General features: G+C 70.8%; 15 protein-coding genes. 7 read left to right on the top strand and 8 right to left on the bottom strand.

Annotated elements, in window-relative coordinates; genetic code table 11:
* Positions 1-215 precede the first annotated feature (215 nt).
* Positions 216-932: an ANTAR domain-containing response regulator gene (locus tag FNH04_RS24240; RefSeq protein WP_152787625.1), complete on the bottom strand. Its 717-nt coding sequence runs from the start codon at positions 930-932 to the stop codon at positions 216-218.
* Between the two features lie 136 nt (positions 933-1,068).
* On the opposite strand from FNH04_RS24240, the gene FNH04_RS24235 reads away from it, so the two are divergent.
* Positions 1,069-2,175 carry a PAS domain-containing protein gene (locus tag FNH04_RS24235; RefSeq protein WP_152787623.1) on the top strand — a complete coding sequence of 369 codons (1,107 nt, stop codon included), beginning with the start codon at positions 1,069-1,071 and terminating at the stop codon, positions 2,173-2,175.
* Positions 2,176-2,310: 135 nt separating this feature from the next.
* Here FNH04_RS24235 and FNH04_RS24230 read toward each other — a convergent pair whose 3' ends face one another.
* A complete protein-coding gene (locus FNH04_RS24230) occupies positions 2,311-3,105 on the bottom strand; it encodes an RNA polymerase sigma factor SigF (protein ID WP_152787621.1) in 795 nt (264 codons plus the stop codon).
* A 325-nt stretch (positions 3,106-3,430) separates the two neighbouring features.
* Here FNH04_RS24230 and FNH04_RS24225 point away from each other — a divergent pair, with 325 nt between their 5' ends.
* Positions 3,431-5,227, top strand: a complete 1,797-nt coding sequence (locus FNH04_RS24225; RefSeq protein ID WP_152787619.1) for a thiamine pyrophosphate-requiring protein — start codon at positions 3,431-3,433, stop codon at positions 5,225-5,227.
* A gap of 126 nt (positions 5,228-5,353) precedes the next feature.
* Here FNH04_RS24225 and FNH04_RS24220 read toward each other — a convergent pair whose 3' ends face one another.
* The 3 genes from FNH04_RS24220 to FNH04_RS24210 all read right to left on the bottom strand — a co-directional run bounded on the left by FNH04_RS24220 (position 5,354) and on the right by FNH04_RS24210 (position 8,849).
* Positions 5,354-6,904 carry an amidohydrolase family protein gene (locus FNH04_RS24220; RefSeq protein WP_152787616.1) on the bottom strand — a complete coding sequence of 517 codons (1,551 nt, stop codon included), beginning with the start codon at positions 6,902-6,904 and terminating at the stop codon, positions 5,354-5,356.
* Between the two features lie 197 nt (positions 6,905-7,101).
* Positions 7,102-7,650 carry a sigma factor gene (locus tag FNH04_RS24215; RefSeq protein ID WP_194236796.1) on the bottom strand — a complete coding sequence of 183 codons (549 nt, stop codon included), beginning with the start codon at positions 7,648-7,650 and terminating at the stop codon, positions 7,102-7,104.
* 644 nt (positions 7,651-8,294) lie between these two features.
* Positions 8,295-8,849 (bottom strand): NADPH-dependent FMN reductase, encoded by a 555-nt coding sequence (locus FNH04_RS24210; protein WP_152787612.1) that lies wholly within the window; start codon positions 8,847-8,849, stop codon positions 8,295-8,297.
* Positions 8,850-8,982: 133 nt separating this feature from the next.
* Between FNH04_RS24210 and FNH04_RS24205 the strand changes: the two genes are divergently transcribed.
* The gene (locus FNH04_RS24205) at positions 8,983-9,483 is read left to right on the top strand and encodes a MarR family winged helix-turn-helix transcriptional regulator (RefSeq protein WP_152787610.1); all 501 of its coding nucleotides are present in this window, start codon (positions 8,983-8,985) and stop codon (positions 9,481-9,483) included.
* Positions 9,484-9,768: 285 nt separating this feature from the next.
* Here the strand turns inward: FNH04_RS24205 and FNH04_RS24200 are convergent, their stop codons facing one another.
* The 3 genes from FNH04_RS24200 to FNH04_RS47845 form a co-directional block, all read right to left on the bottom strand.
* Entirely contained in the window at positions 9,769-10,953 is a 1,185-nt protein-coding gene (locus tag FNH04_RS24200; RefSeq protein ID WP_228031587.1) for a multidrug effflux MFS transporter, read from the bottom strand.
* A gap of 543 nt (positions 10,954-11,496) precedes the next feature.
* The gene (locus FNH04_RS24195) at positions 11,497-12,603 is read right to left on the bottom strand and encodes an LLM class flavin-dependent oxidoreductase (RefSeq protein ID WP_194236795.1); all 1,107 of its coding nucleotides are present in this window, start codon (positions 12,601-12,603) and stop codon (positions 11,497-11,499) included.
* Positions 12,604-12,664: 61 nt separating this feature from the next.
* Positions 12,665-12,847 (bottom strand): hypothetical protein, encoded by a 183-nt coding sequence (locus tag FNH04_RS47845; protein WP_228031586.1) that lies wholly within the window; start codon positions 12,845-12,847, stop codon positions 12,665-12,667.
* Positions 12,848-13,486: 639 nt separating this feature from the next.
* On the opposite strand from FNH04_RS47845, the gene FNH04_RS24185 reads away from it, so the two are divergent.
* Genes FNH04_RS24185 through FNH04_RS24170 form a run of 4 tightly spaced genes read left to right on the top strand, consistent with a single transcriptional unit; the run spans position 13,487 to position 16,240 of the window.
* Complete coding sequence (locus FNH04_RS24185) at positions 13,487-14,065, top strand: VOC family protein (protein ID WP_152787606.1); 579 nt, start codon at positions 13,487-13,489, stop codon at positions 14,063-14,065.
* A 10-nt stretch (positions 14,066-14,075) separates the two neighbouring features.
* Positions 14,076-14,750, top strand: a complete 675-nt coding sequence (locus tag FNH04_RS24180; RefSeq protein WP_152787604.1) for a polysaccharide deacetylase family protein — start codon at positions 14,076-14,078, stop codon at positions 14,748-14,750.
* The gene (locus FNH04_RS24175) at positions 14,750-15,430 is read left to right on the top strand and encodes a GntR family transcriptional regulator (RefSeq protein WP_194236794.1); all 681 of its coding nucleotides are present in this window, start codon (positions 14,750-14,752) and stop codon (positions 15,428-15,430) included. Before FNH04_RS24180 ends, FNH04_RS24175 begins: the two co-directional genes overlap by 1 nt.
* A gap of 24 nt (positions 15,431-15,454) precedes the next feature.
* Positions 15,455-16,240 carry an SDR family oxidoreductase gene (locus tag FNH04_RS24170; protein ID WP_152787600.1) on the top strand — a complete coding sequence of 262 codons (786 nt, stop codon included), beginning with the start codon at positions 15,455-15,457 and terminating at the stop codon, positions 16,238-16,240.
* The last annotated feature ends 137 nt before the right edge of the window (positions 16,241-16,377 follow it).

Below are 16,377 nucleotides of genomic sequence, written 5' to 3'. Positions count from 1 at the left end.
GGGGCGGGGGCATGGTTGAGGCTCCTTCGGCACGGCTCCGAGGTCTGCGGGACACGACCGCCGTGCCCCGTCGTCCATCAGAGCCCGAGGGCCGCCGCACCGCGCGCGGCCGGACACCATTAGCGGGACGCCGGACCGCCGAGCGGGTGACCCCGCCGTCACCGACGGCCCGGCCCGCGCGCCCTGGTCGGGCGGGCCCTGGCCGGACGGCACGCCTAACCGGACAGCGAGACCAGCTCCTTCTCCAGGCCCCTCCCCCGCTTCTCCACGACGGCCCCGGCGACATCCGTCAGTTTGCGGTTGGTGCCCTGGGAGATACGGCGCAGGACACCGAAGGCGGCGTCGGCGTCGCAGCCCAGGACGTGCATGACCATGCCGCACGCCTGGTCGACGACCGGCCGGGAGCGCAGCGCGGCGCCCAACTGGTCGAGTTCGGTGAGCGCGGCGCGGTAGGAGCGGTCGCGTACGAGGCAGGTCGCGGCGAGGTTCCCGAGCGCACCGGCCGCCCCGTGCGGGGCGCGTTCCAGGGTGCCGGGCCGGAAGCTGTAGAGGCTGAGGGTCACCGTCAGGCCCGAGCGCCGGAACGGGATGGTGACGCTGGACCGTACGCCCGAGTCGAGAGCCATGGCGCGGTACTCCGGCCAGCGCTCCTCTCGCAGCAGGTCCCCCGAGTCGACGGGCTCGCCGCGTTCGAGCGCGGTGGGGATCGGGCCGTCACCGGAGCGGAGCTGCACCGAGACCAGCCCGGCGAGATCGGGGTGGGTCACCGCGGCGGGCCGGTCCGTACCGTCCTCGGACACCATGCTGCTCGCGCCGCAGCAGTCGCTGGTGCAGCGGGCGGCCTGTTCGGCGAGCTCCGACAGCCTCCGCCCCGGGAGGGCGGATTCGGGCGACTCGGCGCCCAGACGGCCGAGACGTTCGGTTTCCGGCATGCTTCACGCCTCCTCTCTCCCCGCGCGTTCCCGTTCCCTCTCCCCGCGCGTTCCCGTCTACCTGCGGGAAAAACGGGCCCGGCGGGTTCCGGCGCGGCTGTCCCCGGTACGGCGGGTACGCGTTACGTTCGTTCGCATGACGCAGACGGACGAATTCGGTGAGGAGCTCGCGGATTTCGTGCGCCGTGTCGCCGAGCTCAAGGCGGCCCGGTCGGTACCGAGCGACGATCTGCCGACGGTACTCGACGCGGCGATATTCGAACTCGACCATGTGGCGGACCAGTTGTGGCCGTGGTATCAGCGGCTTGCCACGAACGGCTCGACCGGCGGCGCCTCGTCGGACCGCCAGGAGCTCCAGCTGCTGAAGGCGGTCTTCCAGCGGCTGCCGCTGCCCGTCGCCCTGGTGGACCGCGAGACGGTGGTGCGCCGGCTGAACTTCGCGGCGACCTCCTTCACCGGAGTGCGGGCGGGCTACGCCACGGGCAGACCGCTGACCGGGTTCCTCGCGCACGCGGACCGGGTGGCGTTCCGCACCCAGGCCGCGGCGGTGGCGCGCGGCGAGGGCGACCGCAGTCTCACCGTCCATCTCCAGCAGCGCCCGGCGGTGCCGGTACGCGCGACGCTGACCGCACTGCGGCCCAGCAACGAGCCGCGCACCGCCGTCCTCGTCGTGCTGCAGCCCGCGGACACCCGTGTCCCGGCCCCCGACAGTCCCGTACGCCCGCTGCCGGACCTGACCGAGGCGACCCGGCACGCGGCGCTGATGGACCTGCTGGACACGATGACCACGAACCTGCTCACGGCACCGCCCGGCCAGGCCCTCGACCGGGCCGCGCGGGTGCTGCACGGGCGGTTCGCGGACTGGGTGGTGGCCGACGCGGGCTCGCCCCGGCTCTCCCGTACGACCGTGCTGGGGCCCTCGGACGAGGGGGCGGCGGCCGTGGCCGCGCAGGACCCCGCCTCCTGTCCCCTGGTGGTGGAGGCGGCGCGCGGCGGCTCCCCGGCCCTCCAGGTGCGCCCGGACGACCCCGACTCCTTCGGCCACGACGACGCGGGCGCCCCGGTCCTCGTACGGGCCGACGTCACGTCGCTCCTGTGCGTCCCGCTGGCCGCCCCGGACGGCCACGTCCGCGGCGTCCTCACCCTGTTCCGCTCGGGCGCGCGCCTGGCCTTCTCGATGGCCGAGGCCCAGGCGATGGACCTGATGTCCCGTCACATAGCGCTGGCGATGAGAGCGGTGTGAGGGCGCGCCCCGCAGGGGCGCGGGGAACCGCGCGAGACACCACGACCGACCCGCGCCGTCCCCACGGACCTCATCCCGTCCCCACGGACCTCACCCCGTCCCCGCGGACCTCGCTCCGCCCGACCCTGCGGAGCGCTACGCGGCGTCCCGCATGACCTGTTCCCGCAGCCGGTCGCAGCAGCGGCTGATCAACCGGGACACGTGCATCTGCGAGATCCCCAGCTGCTCGGCGATACGGCTCTGCGTCATGTCGTCGAAGAACCGCATGTACAGGATGGCCCGCTCCCGCTCCGGCAGCGCCGCCAGACGCGGCTTGACGGCCTCGCGGTCGACCACGGTGTCGAGCGCCGGATCCGGCGAACCGAGCGCGTCACTCAGCGAGTACCCGTCCTCGCTGCCGGGCAGCTCCGCGTCCAGGGAGAGCGCGGTGAAGCTCTCCAGGGCCTCCAGGCCGACCCGGACGTCCTCCTCGCTCATACGGGCGTGTTCGGCGATCTCGGCGACGGTGGGCCGTCGGCCGGAGATGGTCTGGGCAAGGTCCTGGCAGGCGAACCGCACCCGGTTGCGCAGGTCCTGGACGCGACGCGGCACGTGCAGGGTCCACATGTGGTCGCGGAAGTGGCGCTTGATCTCACCGGTGACGGTGGGGACGGCGTAGCTCTCGAAGGCGTTGCCGCGCTCGGGGTCGTACCGGTCGACGGCCTTGACCAGTCCGAGGGCGGCGACCTGGCGCAGGTCCTCGTAGCTCTCGCCGCGGCTGCGGAACCGGCCCGCGAGCCGTTCGGCCATGGGCAGCCACGCCTCGACGATCTCGTCGCGGAGCGTGTCGCGCTGCGGGCCCGGGGGAAGCTGGGCGAGCGTGCGGAACGCCTCCGCGGTGTCCGGGGCGTCGTCGTGCGGGTGGTGCTTCGCGCTTGCCTGAGTTCGCATGGTGCGTCGCAACTCCCTAGGGGGTGCTCTGGGTTGGACAGTCACCGCGGGAGTGGGAGCGCGCCCGTGCTCAGCCGGGCACACCCGTGGCGAGGGTTCGCCGCTCCCACGGACGTGCCTCCTGTCCGAAGCACTGTGGGTGCGCCTGCCCGGGCGTATGTGAGGCAAACACATCGGCCGGCGAACGCGTGGGACACGGGCACGGCGGACGACGGCGCCCGGGGCGGCTGCACGGCGGAGCATGACCGCCGGCAGGTTTTCCGGAAGGCGCTCGGGTCACTCGGGACGTGCCGTTTCCACACCCTCGCATTCCGGGAGGTCCCGCATGAGCACCAAGGTCGCCGACCACGTCCTGCAACGGCTGCGTGAGTGGGGTGTGGACCAGGTCTTCGGCTACCCGGGCGACGGCATCAACGGTCTGCTCGCCGCGTGGGGGCGGGCCGAGAACCAGCCGCGGTTCGTGCAGTCGCGGCACGAGGAGATGTCCGCGTTCCAGGCCGTCGGCTACGCCAAGTTCAGCGGCCGCCTCGGGGTGTGCGCCGCCACGTCCGGGCCCGGCGCGATCCACCTCCTCAACGGTCTGTACGACGCCAAGCTGGACCATGTCCCGGTGCTGGCGATCGTGGGCCAGACGCACCGCAGCGCGATGGGCGGCTCGTACCAGCAGGAGGTGGACCTGCACACTTTGTACAAGGACGTCGCCTCGGACTTCGTGGAGACGGTGACGGTGCCCGAGCAGCTGCCGAACGTGCTGGACCGGGCCATCCGCACCGCGTACGCGCGCCGTTGCCCCACTGCCGTGATCATCCCCGGCGATGTCCAGGAGCTCGACTACTCGGCCCCCACGCACGAGTTCAAGATGGTCCCCTCCAGCCTGGACCGCAGCGCGTGGACCGCGGTTCCCTCGCAGGAGTCGCTGGAGCGGGCGGCCGAGATCCTCAACTCCGGTGACAAGGTGGCCGTTCTGGTGGGCCAGGGTGCCCGCGGGGCCCGCGCCGAGGTGGAGCAGATCGCCGAGCTGCTGGGCGCGGGGGTCGCCAAGGCACTGCTCGGCAAGGACGCACTGAGCGACGAACTGCCGTACGTCACCGGCGCGATCGGCCTGCTGGGGACCCGCCCGTCGTACGAGCTGATGCGCGACTGCGACACACTGCTGACCATCGGCTCGTCCTTCCCGTACTCCCAGTTCCTGCCGGAGTTCGGCAAGGCGCGGGCGATCCAGATCGACATCGACCCGCACATGGTGGGGATGCGCTACCCGTACGAGGTGAACCTGATCGGGGACGCGCAGGCGACGTTGCGGCGCCTGATCCCGATGCTGGACGGGGACCGGGGCCGTGAGTGGTACGACACGGTGTGCGCGAACGTCGTCCGCTGGCGTGACGTGATGGAGCGGCGCGCCCAGCTGTCGGCGGACCCGATCAACCCGGAGTACGTCGCCCACGTACTGGACCCGCTGCTGCCGGGCAACGCGATCATCTCCTCGGACTCCGGTTCGGCGGCGAACTGGTACGCGCGGCACCTCACGATGCGGGACGGTATGCGGGGGTCCCTGTCGGGCACGCTGGCGACGATGGGCTGCGGGGTGCCGTACGCGATCGGTGCGAAGTTCGCGCATCCGGACCGTCCGGCGATCGCGCTGGTCGGGGACGGCGCGATGCAGATGAACGGTATGGCGGAGCTGATCACGGCGGCCAAGTACAAGGACCGCTGGGAGGACCCGCGGCTGGTCGTGGGCATCTGGAACAACCACGATCTGAACCAGGTGACGTGGGAGATGCGGGCGATGGAGGGCGCGCCGTCCTTCCTGCCCTCACAGGAGCTCCCGGACGTCCAGTACGCCGCCTTCGCCCGCTCGCTGGGCCTGACGGGCATCCGCGTGGAGAAGCCCGAGGACGTGGAGGCCGGCTGGCGTGCGGGCCTGGAGGCGGACGGCCCCGCGGTGATCGAGTTCCTGACGGACCCCGCGGTCCCGCCGGTCCCCCCGCACGCGACCTGGCAGCAGATGGAGTCCACGGCCGCGTCGATCCTGAAGGGCGACGCGGACCGGGGTTCGATGGTGCGGCAGGGCTTCAAGTCGAAGGTGCAGGAGTTCCTGCCGGGGCGGGAGAAGAAGCACTAGCCGCCTTGCTGAACGGCGCGCACGGGATGACGCGGGGCTGCCTTCTCCTCTCGGCGCCCTGCTCTCGACGCCCTGCTCTCGACGCCGTCGCGGCCAGGATCGCCCGGCCGTGACGGCGCGGGCTTCTCAGGCGACCCGGTAAGCCGGGGGGTCCTGCGCCTGGGCCCACTCCTGTGCGCCGACGAGGTCACGGACGTGATCGCGTGATGCCTCTGCCAGGCGCTTGGCCCGCTTCATGTCCGGGTGGACGAGCTCGCCGCCGTACTTGAGTACGCGTCCGTCGACCAGGACGGTGTCGACCTCCGCACGGGTGGCCTGGAAGACGATCTGGTGGCAAGGGTTGGTCAGCGGGACCATGGACGGCGTGTCGGCCCGCAGCAGCACCAGGTCCGCCAGCTTGCCGGGCGTGATCGATCCCAGTGACGAACCCAGTCCCAACGCGTTGGCCCCGCCCTGCGTCGCGTAGTGGATCACGTCCTCGGTACGGAGGTCGTTGTTGTGGACGGTCTTGCCTTCGGCGTGCGCTTCGAGGTGGTCAAGGCCGCGGTCGGCGTTGAGAGTCGCCCGCATGGCGGAGAACATGTCCGAGCTCCACCAGACGCTGGTGTCCATGGACAGGGAGATGGGAATGCCGTGGCGCCTGATCTTCCCGGTGGGCGGATAGCCCTGGCCGGCGTTGAGCTCGCTCTCGGCGGAGATCGACACGTTGCCGCCCGTGTCCGCGATCATCCGGTAGGAGTCGTCCCCGAGGGATGACGCGTGCACGTAGGTGTTCGTGGGCAGCAGGAAGCCGTTGTCGTGCAGGATCTTGATGCCGAGGTCGAGGGGAAAGCCCCAGACGCCTGCGTGCTGAGTGACCATGAGGTCCCGGTCGCGGGCGAACTCCCACGCCGGCCGGTCCGGGAACGCCGTGTCCCAGGGCGCGTCCCATGCCAGTTGGAGGGTGACGAGCTGGTTCTTGGAGGAGAAACGGGTGCGCAGCAGACGGTCCACGTCACCGTTGCCGATCCACTCCTGCGGTGGGGCGAAGATGTTGCCGTAGGCCAGGCGCGCCCGCCCCTTGGAGTCGAAGAGGGCGTCCGCGGCGGCGTCGGCGTGTTCGGGAGTGTGCAGCACCTGCGACCAGTCCAGGCTGGTGGTCACACCGCTGTTGAGGGCTTCGACCATGGACAGGTAGTTGCCGGCGTACACGTCCTCGGGACGCCAGTGCTTGCTCCAGTCCTTGTATATCCACTGCAGGTAGTTCTGGATGGTCCATTCCGCCCCGACGCCGCGCACCACCGTCTGCCACATGTGCCGGTGCGTGTCGATCATGCCGGGCATGAGGATGCGGTCGCGTCCGTCGATGACGGCGGCGCTCGCCGGGGCCGGCACGTTGCGTCCGACCGCGCGGATGGTGGAGCCGACGACGAGGACGTCGGCGTTGTGCTGAACACCGAGCTGGGGGTCGCCGGTCACCACGGTGGCGCCGCGGAAGACGATCGGGCGGCCGGACTGGAAGGAAGGTGTCCGGGCGGGCGCCTCCGGCCGGGCGGCGGCCGTGGCGCCCAGCCCGAGGGCCGTGACTCCGAGACCCGTACCGGCTCGGGCCAGGAAGGATCTGCGCCCCAGTGGGGGCTTGGAGCGGTCGTGCGGGTCTTGCTGGGTGTCCGAAGGCGACGGCGTGTCACTGTGCATCACGCACTCCGATTCTCTGGAGACGCCCGGAGGCGTCATTGGATGTTCTTGAATCCCGGCCGACCGGAGGGATTCATCAGGTTGTGGTCACATGCGGCCTGAGGGCCGAACTGCGGCCGAGGTGTCGGCGCGCACCGGGGCCGCGGCAGACGGGTGGTGGAGTACCGCCGGGCGGCGTGGCGCGGGCCGCGGGCTCGTCAATGAGGCCGTTGAGAACTGGAGGCGCAGGCGAGGCACACCGCGATGCGGTGATGCTCCGGCAGGGCCTGGAGGGCCGCTACGACATCCGAGCCGACCAGGTGGTCGAGTGCCTGTGCTTGCGTCGAACGCGGAATCGCCGGGCCGTACGGCTGGTCGGCGGGCGCCAGGCGCCAGTCGTCGACCTGCTCCGTCTCCCCGCACTGCCGCTCCCGCCGCCTCTTGCGGGAGGAATTGATGAAGGTGTCGGCGAGGATCCGGTGGAGCCAGGCCTTGAGGTCGGCGCCTTCGCCGAACTCATGGAAGAACGCGTACGCGTTCACGTAGGCCTCCTGGACCAGGTCTTTGGCGTCGGCTCGGTCGCACGTCAGGCGCAGCGCGGCCGAGTACAGCGTGGCCAGCAGGTCCAGGGCCTGTTCGAAGCGGGCATCGCGCTCGGTGTCCGACGCGTCGGCCTGCCGGAGGATCGTGTCCGTGGGGTCCTCGGCACGGATGGCCGGACGGTGCGAACCGACGCTTCGACTGCCGGAAGCCGGAGCCGGCTGCACCGGGCAGGCCCGGATGGTACGGCGATGACGTCCGCGCCCGGCGGGCGGTTGTGTGCCGGCGTCCAGGCGGTCGTCGTATGCGCGCTGCCCTCGGTGCCGGCCGCTACGACGTTGCGCCTGGCTCTGTCTCGGGCCGTCGGCCTTGGGGCTGGTGGCGGGTTGAGGCATTGACGGTCATCTCCTCGGACAGGTGCGTCCTTCGTTGTCGCTGCAGGGGGACTGCGGTCGCGGGGCCGCCGCGCGCAGGTGTTGCTGCGCTGCTCGCAGGTGGCGGCCGACGCCGACGAGTGGTGGTCGCCGCCGACGGGTGGTGGTCGCCGTCTGGCCCAAGAGCCCTGACCGTGGGGGGTGACCGCAGAGTGGGCCCGGCGGACGCCGGAGGACCAGTGCCACGTCGGCGCGGCGGCGGCGGGTGGGGCGACGCCTGTCCGTGGCTGTGGCTGGTACGCCGGCCCACCGCCGCGGGCTCCACGTCTCCCCGGGCATCAGCCCTGGCCGGGGTGCCCTGTGCGGCGGGCGGCGGCGTGGGGCCCGCCGGTCCGGGGGGCGTCCGGGTCACCGGACGGCGGGCTGTCACAGGGCGGTGCGACGCGACCGGCGGTCACCGGACCCCCGGATGGGCTGTCACCGTCCGGCGCGCACGGTCAGGCAGGCGTCGCGGAAGTGGCCGCCAGCGCGGTGAGGATACGGGGCAGGGTCGCGGCGATCTCCTGGTCCTTGGCGGCGTGGACGTCGGCGAAGCGCTCCCCGGAGCTCGGCACGGCCAGCCTGAGGTCCTCGACGACCGTTCCGCCCGCGATGCCCGCGGACCTGCGGACGTCGTCCTGGGCCCACACGCCGCCGTACTGCCCGAAGGCGGCTCCGATGACGGCGACCGGCTTTCCGCTGATCGCGCTCTGGCCATAGGGGCGCGAGAGCCAGTCGATGGCGTTCTTCAGCACGGCGGGCATGGTGCCGTTGTACTCGGGCGAGCACAGCAGGAGGGCGTCCGCGCCGGCCACTGCGGCGCGCAGGGCCTGTGCGGAGGGAACGTTCCCGGGGGTGTCGATGTCCTCGTTGTAGAAGGGCAGGTCTGCGAGTCCTTCGTAGATCTCGACCTCGACGCCTTCGGGGGCGTGCACGACGGCCGACTCGGCCAGCTGCCGGTTGTGGGATCCGGTCCTGAGGCTGCCGACCAGGGCGAGGATGCGGGTGGTCATGGCTGTTCCTTTGCTGCGGGGGCGGGGCGAGGTCACTGCCTGCGCGCGTCGACGTCTCACCGAGGCGAAAACTTGTAGGCGCAAACAAATTAAACTTAACGTGCACGCGCAAGCAACCAAGTAGGATGGAGACATGAAACACACCCAGGACGTGCCGCCCCTGTCGGATGACGAGCTCGCCCTCATCCCGTCGCTCAAGCCCGCCGTGGAGGCCATGATGCGGGCCTTCGACACCGATCTGGTCCGCGCGCACCGGATGTCGCACACCGAGTACGTCGCCCTGATGTTCCTGTCCGAGGCGCCGGAGGGCACGCTGCAACTGAGTGATCTGGCCGCTCGCTGCCAGCAGTCCCTCAGCACGATCAGCCGCGCTGTCGGACGGCTCGAAGCGGAAGGGCTGATCCGCCGCGAGAAGTCGCTCAAGGACGCCCGCGCCTCCAACGCGGTCCTCACCGACGCCGGCCTCGCCAGGTTCGAGGAGGCCTGGCCCACCCACGTCGCCAGCCTCCGCCGCCACCTCTTCGACCAGTTGGAGGGCGTCGACCTGCATGCCCTGGCGATGGCGTTCCAGCGGATCGCCACGGCGGGCGGCGAGGCTCCGCACATCGCCGCGGGCCCCTCACGCCGCACATGAGGCGACGCCGCGCGCCGCGGTCCCGGTCGCGCCTTCGGCGGCCGACCGAGGCCACGCGGCGCGGCCCCGGAGTCCGGGCCGTGGCGAGGCATGTACGACACGGCCCCCGGTCGCCGACGGGGACACAGCAGCGTCGGGTCGGGAGCCGGGGCCGCCCCTGCCACGGGCGGCATGCCGCCCGTGGCTCCGGAGGCGGGCCGGCGCCGACCCGCACGGCGCGTACCAGGGCCTGGGCACGCGGGTGACCGGTCGCCCGAGGCCCCGGTGGAGGTGGAGCAGGTCCGGTCAGTGGACGGCGACCTCACCGTGGCCCTGCCGGGGGCGGACCAGAACCACCAGGCACAGCACCGCCAGGGCCATGGAGGTCAGCATGACCAGGCCCATCGGCAGCGAGCTGTTCTGGCCGAAGAGGCCGACCAGGGAAGAGCCGGCCGCGCCGAAGAGGAACTGCAGCCCTCCCAGCAGAGCGGAGGCCGCACCGGACGCATGGCGGCCCAGGTTCTGGCCGAGGGTCATGGTGGCCGGGATGGCCATGCCGATACCGGAGAGGAACACGAACTGGGTGATCCAGGATCCGGCGAAGCTCTCGCCCAGCAGAGCGGTGATCAGTACCTGGGCGAGTGCGGCCGTCGCGGTCAGGGCGACGGACGCGGCCAGCAGGGTGTTGATCCGCAAGCGGTGGGCCAGCTTGGCGAATACGGCGCCGGCGATGAGCTGGCCCACGGAGTTGACCGCGAAGATCAGCGCGAAGACGCCGGCGGAGACGCCGTGGATGTGCTCGAAGACGAAGCTGGATCCGCTGATGTAGCCGAACAGCGCCGCCGAGGAGAAACCCAGCACCAGGGTGTTGCCCAGGAAAGCCCGGTGACAGGCCAGGCGCCCCATCGCCCGGAACGTGTCGGCCGGACCGCCCTGGTGGCGTTGCTCCGGCGCGAGCGTCTCCGGCACCTTGGCGATCACTGCGACCAGCAGCACAGCGCCGAGGGCGCACAGCGCCACGAAGATGGCCCGCCAGGAGGAGACGGCGAGGATCCCACCGCCGATGACGGGCGCGATGACGGGGGCGACGCACAGGATCTGGCCGAGCAGCGCCATGTAGCGGGGCACGTCATGCCCGCGGAAGCGGTCAGCGATGACCGCTCGAGCGAGCACCATGCCGGCCGCTCCGGCGATGCCCTGGATGAAGCGGGTGGCCAGGAGGACACCGATGCTGGGGGCTAGCGCGCAGGCGAGGGCGGAGACGACGAATCCGGCACAGCCGACGATCAGGGGTCGGCGGCGCCCGAGAGCGTCACTGACGGGGCCGATGAGGAACTGGCCGACGACCACGCCGGCCAGAAATGCCGTCAGAGTGAGCTGGATGGCCGAGGGGCCCGTGTGCAGCGCGGCACTCATGGCGGGAAAGCCGGGCACGTACATGTCGATGGCGAACGGGCCGAGCGCGGTCAGGAGCCCGAGCACAAGCAGCATGTTCCTGCGCTCCCCCGGCCCCTGGAACGCGGCAGAAACGCCACGCTCCGCAGTGTGGCCTTCGAGCGTCTCGACGCCCTGCGGGGCGTGACCCATGGCGGCATCCGCCGGCCGCCGGTGCCGCCGGCCGACCCGAAGGCCGCGGTTCGAGGTGAGGGGGCGGATGGTCATGACTCTCCCTGCGGTGGGGCGGACGCGGCGCTTTCGGCGCCACGGGCTGCAACTTGCTGGCGCGAGCAAGCATATAGATTGCACGCGCAAGCAAGCTGTGACTTCCGCCTCGGTACGGACCTGCCGCTCGTGGCCCTCCCCGTCGGGTGATGAAGACCTGGTGGCACCCTGGGCCGACCTCTGTCCCGCGGCCCCTGAGCCGCCGCCGCCTTCAACGGCCGCCGTCGGCGAGCATCACCGTGGGTCCCACCGCGGTCGGGCCCGGGACGGTCCGGCGTCGCGTGCACGCAGAACGCGCCGCCCCGCTGCAGGGCAAGCCTTTGGGCAAGCCCTACGACCCAGGCCGCAAGGTCCTTTCGCCGCGCCGCCGGGCTAGGAGGGGCTGCCCGTGCCGAGCAGCGGCGCGATCTTCTCCGCGTACTCCCTGACAGCCTCACGCACCAGGTGCGCCGGCGGGTGGAGCGTGACGTTGCGAAGCCCGGCCGCTTCCAGCCCCCGCAGGACATCGGCGATCTCGTTCGCCGTACCCGTCAGCGTGGTCATGCGGATGATCTCCTCGGTCAGCACCTCCTCCTCGCCGGGCAGCAGGTGGGACAGGTGTCCGCGGTGGGTCTCCTGGTAAAGCCGGTCACGGGGGACGTCGAGGCGGGCGAGCACCTTGCGCTCATAGAGCTCCAGGCGGTCACGGATCGGGGCGGGAAGATGCTCGCCGATGGCCGGGTTGTCGGCGTAGGCGTGGAACGGCAGCATCGCGAACGGGCCGACGCGTTCGAGCACGCGCGCTGACGTCGCGGATTCGCCCTGCTCCAGGACGCACAGCCCCAGCGCGCACATCGTGTAGAAGTCGTCCGGGTCCCTGCCGAGCTCAGCCGTGGCTTTTCTCCCTGCCGCCAGGGACTTTCCGAGGACTTCCGGCGCATTCATCATGGCGTTGCAGCCTTGGAGGCTCATGATCCAGCCGCTGCCCAGCTCCCAGGCGACACGGCGCGCCCGTGGCCCGTCCGCCGCGATGTAGATGGGGATGCCGTCGCGGTCTATGTAGCGGTCCTCCGGGGTGTGCCGCATGCGGATGAAGCGCGTCGTGTCACCCTCGCGGTTGCTGGTCTCCTTCCCGTCGAGCAGGGCACGGCACGAGGAGACGTACTCCTCGAAGCGACCGACGGGCAGCGCTTTCAGGCCCAGTACCGCACGGCCCGTGTTGCCGGTACCGAGGGCCAGGAAGGCCCGGCCGGGCGCGAGCCGATTGACGGTCGCGACAGCGGCGGCGCAGGTGGGCGCGATGCGGTTGCTGGGAACGGCGAGCATCGTTCCGATCCGCAGCGTCGACGTGCGCTCGGCGGTCAGCGCCATGGCCACGAACGGGTCACCGGCGATGAGGGGCGAGTCGACGAAACCCACGCCGGCGAAGCCGTGCTCCTCGGCATAGGCCGCGTCGTCCCATGAACCGTGGTAACTCATCAGGACAAGTCCGACGTCCACAGCGTCTCCTTCTCTGAGGCTTCTGTTGATCGCATCGCTTGCGGGGCCGGCCTCGGCGCGGTCATACGGCGCCTCCTTCGTCCACGTGGGCCGGGCCGGTCTCTGCCCGGGGCAGGTGCGTGGTCGGCCGGCACTCAGTGGTCGTGTCCGGAGCGACGTCGGCCAACGCCCAGTAACGGTCGTCGACGCAGAGGGCGGGGGTGGGTGTCCCATCGATGCCCAGGGTTGCCAGTGAGAAGGCCATGGCCCGGTCTCCTAGATATTTGGAGTGCGAAAAGGCAGGAAAGTGCGGGGATGCGGGACCGAATCACCGTCGTCGGCAGGAGTGAGGAGGGGCGTCAGGGCCCCGCCCTGCGGCCCGGTGCCACCGCCCGCCCGGCCCGCGCAGGGATGAGCCGCGCCTCCGCGAGGAACAGCTCCCCCGCGCCGTTCGGCCGCGGGCGGGAGCGTCGGCCACGGTCGACGAGCCGCACCCCAGGACGCGGCTCGAACGCCTTGGTCCGGGGTGCTCAGCGCGGACGGGGCCAGATGCATGCGCTCCGGCGCCCGTTCGAAGCACGCGCGTATGTCCTCCGCGACCACGACGAACGAGGTCAACCAGCGCAGTTCCACCGTCGCCGTCCTCTCCGTGGTGACGCACCAGTCCGGATGGCGCGCCACCCCGTTCGCTTCCGCCACACCCCCAGCATGCCTCAAATCGAATGCGAGGGAAAGAATCGAATCTTGCCTTGACAAACGACAAAGCCGGGGTGACTCTCGGAGGCACGCAGCGAGGCGGACGCACGGGCTCGAGGTAGCGCCGACGTGGGCATCGGGACGGTGATCCCGGCCAGGCGGTGCGCGTGCGGCGGAATGACGCCTTGGAGAACCAGGAGGTCCGGGAATGAACGGCTCACCGACATCCACCCGTCCCGCCACGGCAACCGGCCTGGGCCGCCTGCACCACGCGGCGACACCCGTGGCCGATCAGGAGGTCAACCGTCACTTCATCGAGGAGCTGATCGGTCTGCCCCTCACCGCCACCTGGTGCGAGGAATCGGTCACCACTCCCGGCATGACGTTCTGCCATACCTTCTACGAGCTCGACGACGGCAGCGCGCTGGCCTTCTTCCAGATGTCGCAGCCGCACGACAAGGAGTTCCTGCTGGGGACGACCAACCGCTACAACCACGTCGCTCTGCACGCGGACGCCGCGACGCAGGAGGCCGTCCATCAGCGCCTGCTGGCCGAGGACTATCCGCACCTCGTCCAGGACCACGGCTATGTGAAGTCGCTGTATGTGACGTCGCCGGACAAACTGGAACTCGAGATCGCCGTCGACCCGCCCAATGTCGCGGAGATCAGGCAGAAGCGGCGGGCGGACGCCCACAGCGAACTGGCCCGCTGGCTGGCCGGCGATCATCGGACGAACAACGACTGGCGCCCGGAGACGCACTCCGTCACGCACTACCCGGAACATTAGGGGCCCGCAGATGGCGAAGCTGACCCTGACCTTCGACAACGGGCCCACGCCCGGCGTCACCGAGCAGGTGCTCGACACGCTCGCGGCCCGCGGGCTGAAGGCGACGTTCTTCGTGATCGGCCAGAAGCTGGCGTCCGACACCGGCCGTGAACTGGCCGAGCGGACGCGTGCCGAGGGGCACTGGCTCGGCAACCACACCATGACCCACGGTGAGCCCCTCGGTCTCCTGCGAGATCCCCGCCGCGAAGCCGCGGAGATCACCGAAGCACAGGCCGCACTGGGCGAACTCGCCGAACCGGCACGGTACTTCCGGCCGACAGGACACGGCTCGGTGGGTCCTCACCTGTTGAGCCCGACGGCTGCCGACGTGCTGACGTCGGGCGGCTACACGATGGTCCTGTGGAGCCTGTTCGTCCGGGACTCGAAGATGCCGGAGGGATGGGCGGACCGCGCCCTGCGGCGCCTGCCCGAGAGCGAGTGGCACGTCCTGGTCGTCCACGACCTGCCGACCGGTGCCATGGACGAACTGCCCCGCTTCCTCGACACGGTCAATAGCATGGGAATCGAGATCGTCCAGGAGTTTCCCGAGGCTTGTACGCCCATGCGCGGCGGCCGGCCCCGTGCGCAGTTGGACCGTCTCTACGTCACCCCACAAGAAGCCGCGAGCGTCCCAGGAGATCACTAGTGGCCCGTACCGATGGCGCGCAGACCCGCAACCAAGATCTGTATCTGGAGATCAGGCGCAATCTCCTCCGCGGGTCCTTCCCTGCCGGCCACCGGTTCAAGCTGAGCGCGCTCTGCGCCGAACTGGGCGTGAGCGTGAGCGTGGCGCGAGAAGCGCTCACACGCCTCGCGGAGCAGGGGCTGGTGGCCTTGGAACCCAACAAGGGTTTCTCCGTACCGACCTTCACCGATGCCGAGATCGACGACGTCGCCTTCGTACGCAAGGAGGTCGAGTCGCTTGCCGTACGCCGGTCGATCGAGAAAGGCGGGATCGAGTGGGAGGCACACGTGGTCGCCGCCCATCATCAGCTGTCGGTGACGCCGAACGCCGCTCTCGACGAGGACCCCGAGGCGAACGAGTTGTGGACGAGTGCGCACCGGGCCTTCCACGAGGCGTGCGCCGCCGCGTGCGGCTCCCCCAGGCTGCTGGCGTTCCGCACCCAGCTCTACGACCAGTCCGAGGTCATCCGGCAGATGGCCAAACTACGCCGGGGCAAGCAGCGGGACGTCGCCGGCGAGCACGCGGAGATCGCCGAGGCGGTTGTCGCACGACAGGCCGACAGGGCCGTTCAGTTGCTGCACGCACATATCGAAAGGACCCGCCGGTCATGCCTCGACGCATGGGGCGCCGCCCAGACATGAGGCGCCACCGGCTGAGGAGCGAACATGGATCTTGAACTCGCGGGGCGCTGGGCGATCATCGGCGCATCGTCCGGCGGCTTGGGGCTCGCCTGCGCGAAAGCCCTGCACGCCGAGGGCGTCAACGTGGTGATCAACGGACGCACCCCGGAGGCTCTCGAACGCGCCGCCGCGGAACTGCGCTCCGTCGGTGACGGCGTGAGCGGCATAGTCGTGGTGCCGGGCGACATCGCGGCCCCAGGCACCCACGAACGCCTGCTGGATGCCTGCCCCGCGCCGGACATCCTGGTCACGAACAACGGTGGCCCGCCACCCGGGCCTTTCCAGAAGTCGGTCCGCGCCGACTGGGAGCACGGGCTGGACGCGAACCTGCTCGGTCACGTCGAGCTGATCAACCTGGTTGTCGGCGGCATGTGCGACCGCCGCTTCGGAAGAATCGTCAACATCACGTCGGCGATGGTCACGACTCCCCGGCCGACCATGGCGGTATCCTCCGCGGCTCGTGCCGCCCTGACCGCGGCCGTGAAGGGGCTGTCCCTCGACGTGGCGCGGTTCAACGTCACCGTCAACAATCTGCTGCCGGAACGCTTCGACACGGAACGCCAGCGGTACATGGCGGAAGTCGCCACCGTACGCGACGGCATCACCTACGACGAGGCGCGGGCACGACAGGTCCGGTCCATCGTCGCGGGACGGCTGGGCGACCCCCGTGAGTTCGGCGCCACGTGCGCATTCCTGTGCAGCCCCCTGGCGGGCTACATCTCCGGCCAGAACATCCGTCTCGACGGCGGCAGCTACCCGGCACTCGTCTGAGGAGCCGGTCCGGACAACGTCCGAGGCCGACGTTCCGCCCTGCGACGGAGCAGCGGAACGAGCCCACCGGAAATCCCCCGGTTCGGCGCCGGGTCACAGCGGCCTGCGCCCCGAATCCCCATTCCCTGCATGTCCCC

Origin of the sequence: Streptomyces phyllanthi (assembly GCF_009377205.1) — a bacterium.
Lineage (GTDB): Bacteria > Actinomycetota > Actinomycetes > Streptomycetales > Streptomycetaceae > Streptomyces > Streptomyces phyllanthi.
Note: the sequence above shows the minus strand (reverse complement) of the source record. Positions and strands in the feature narration are given on the sequence as shown.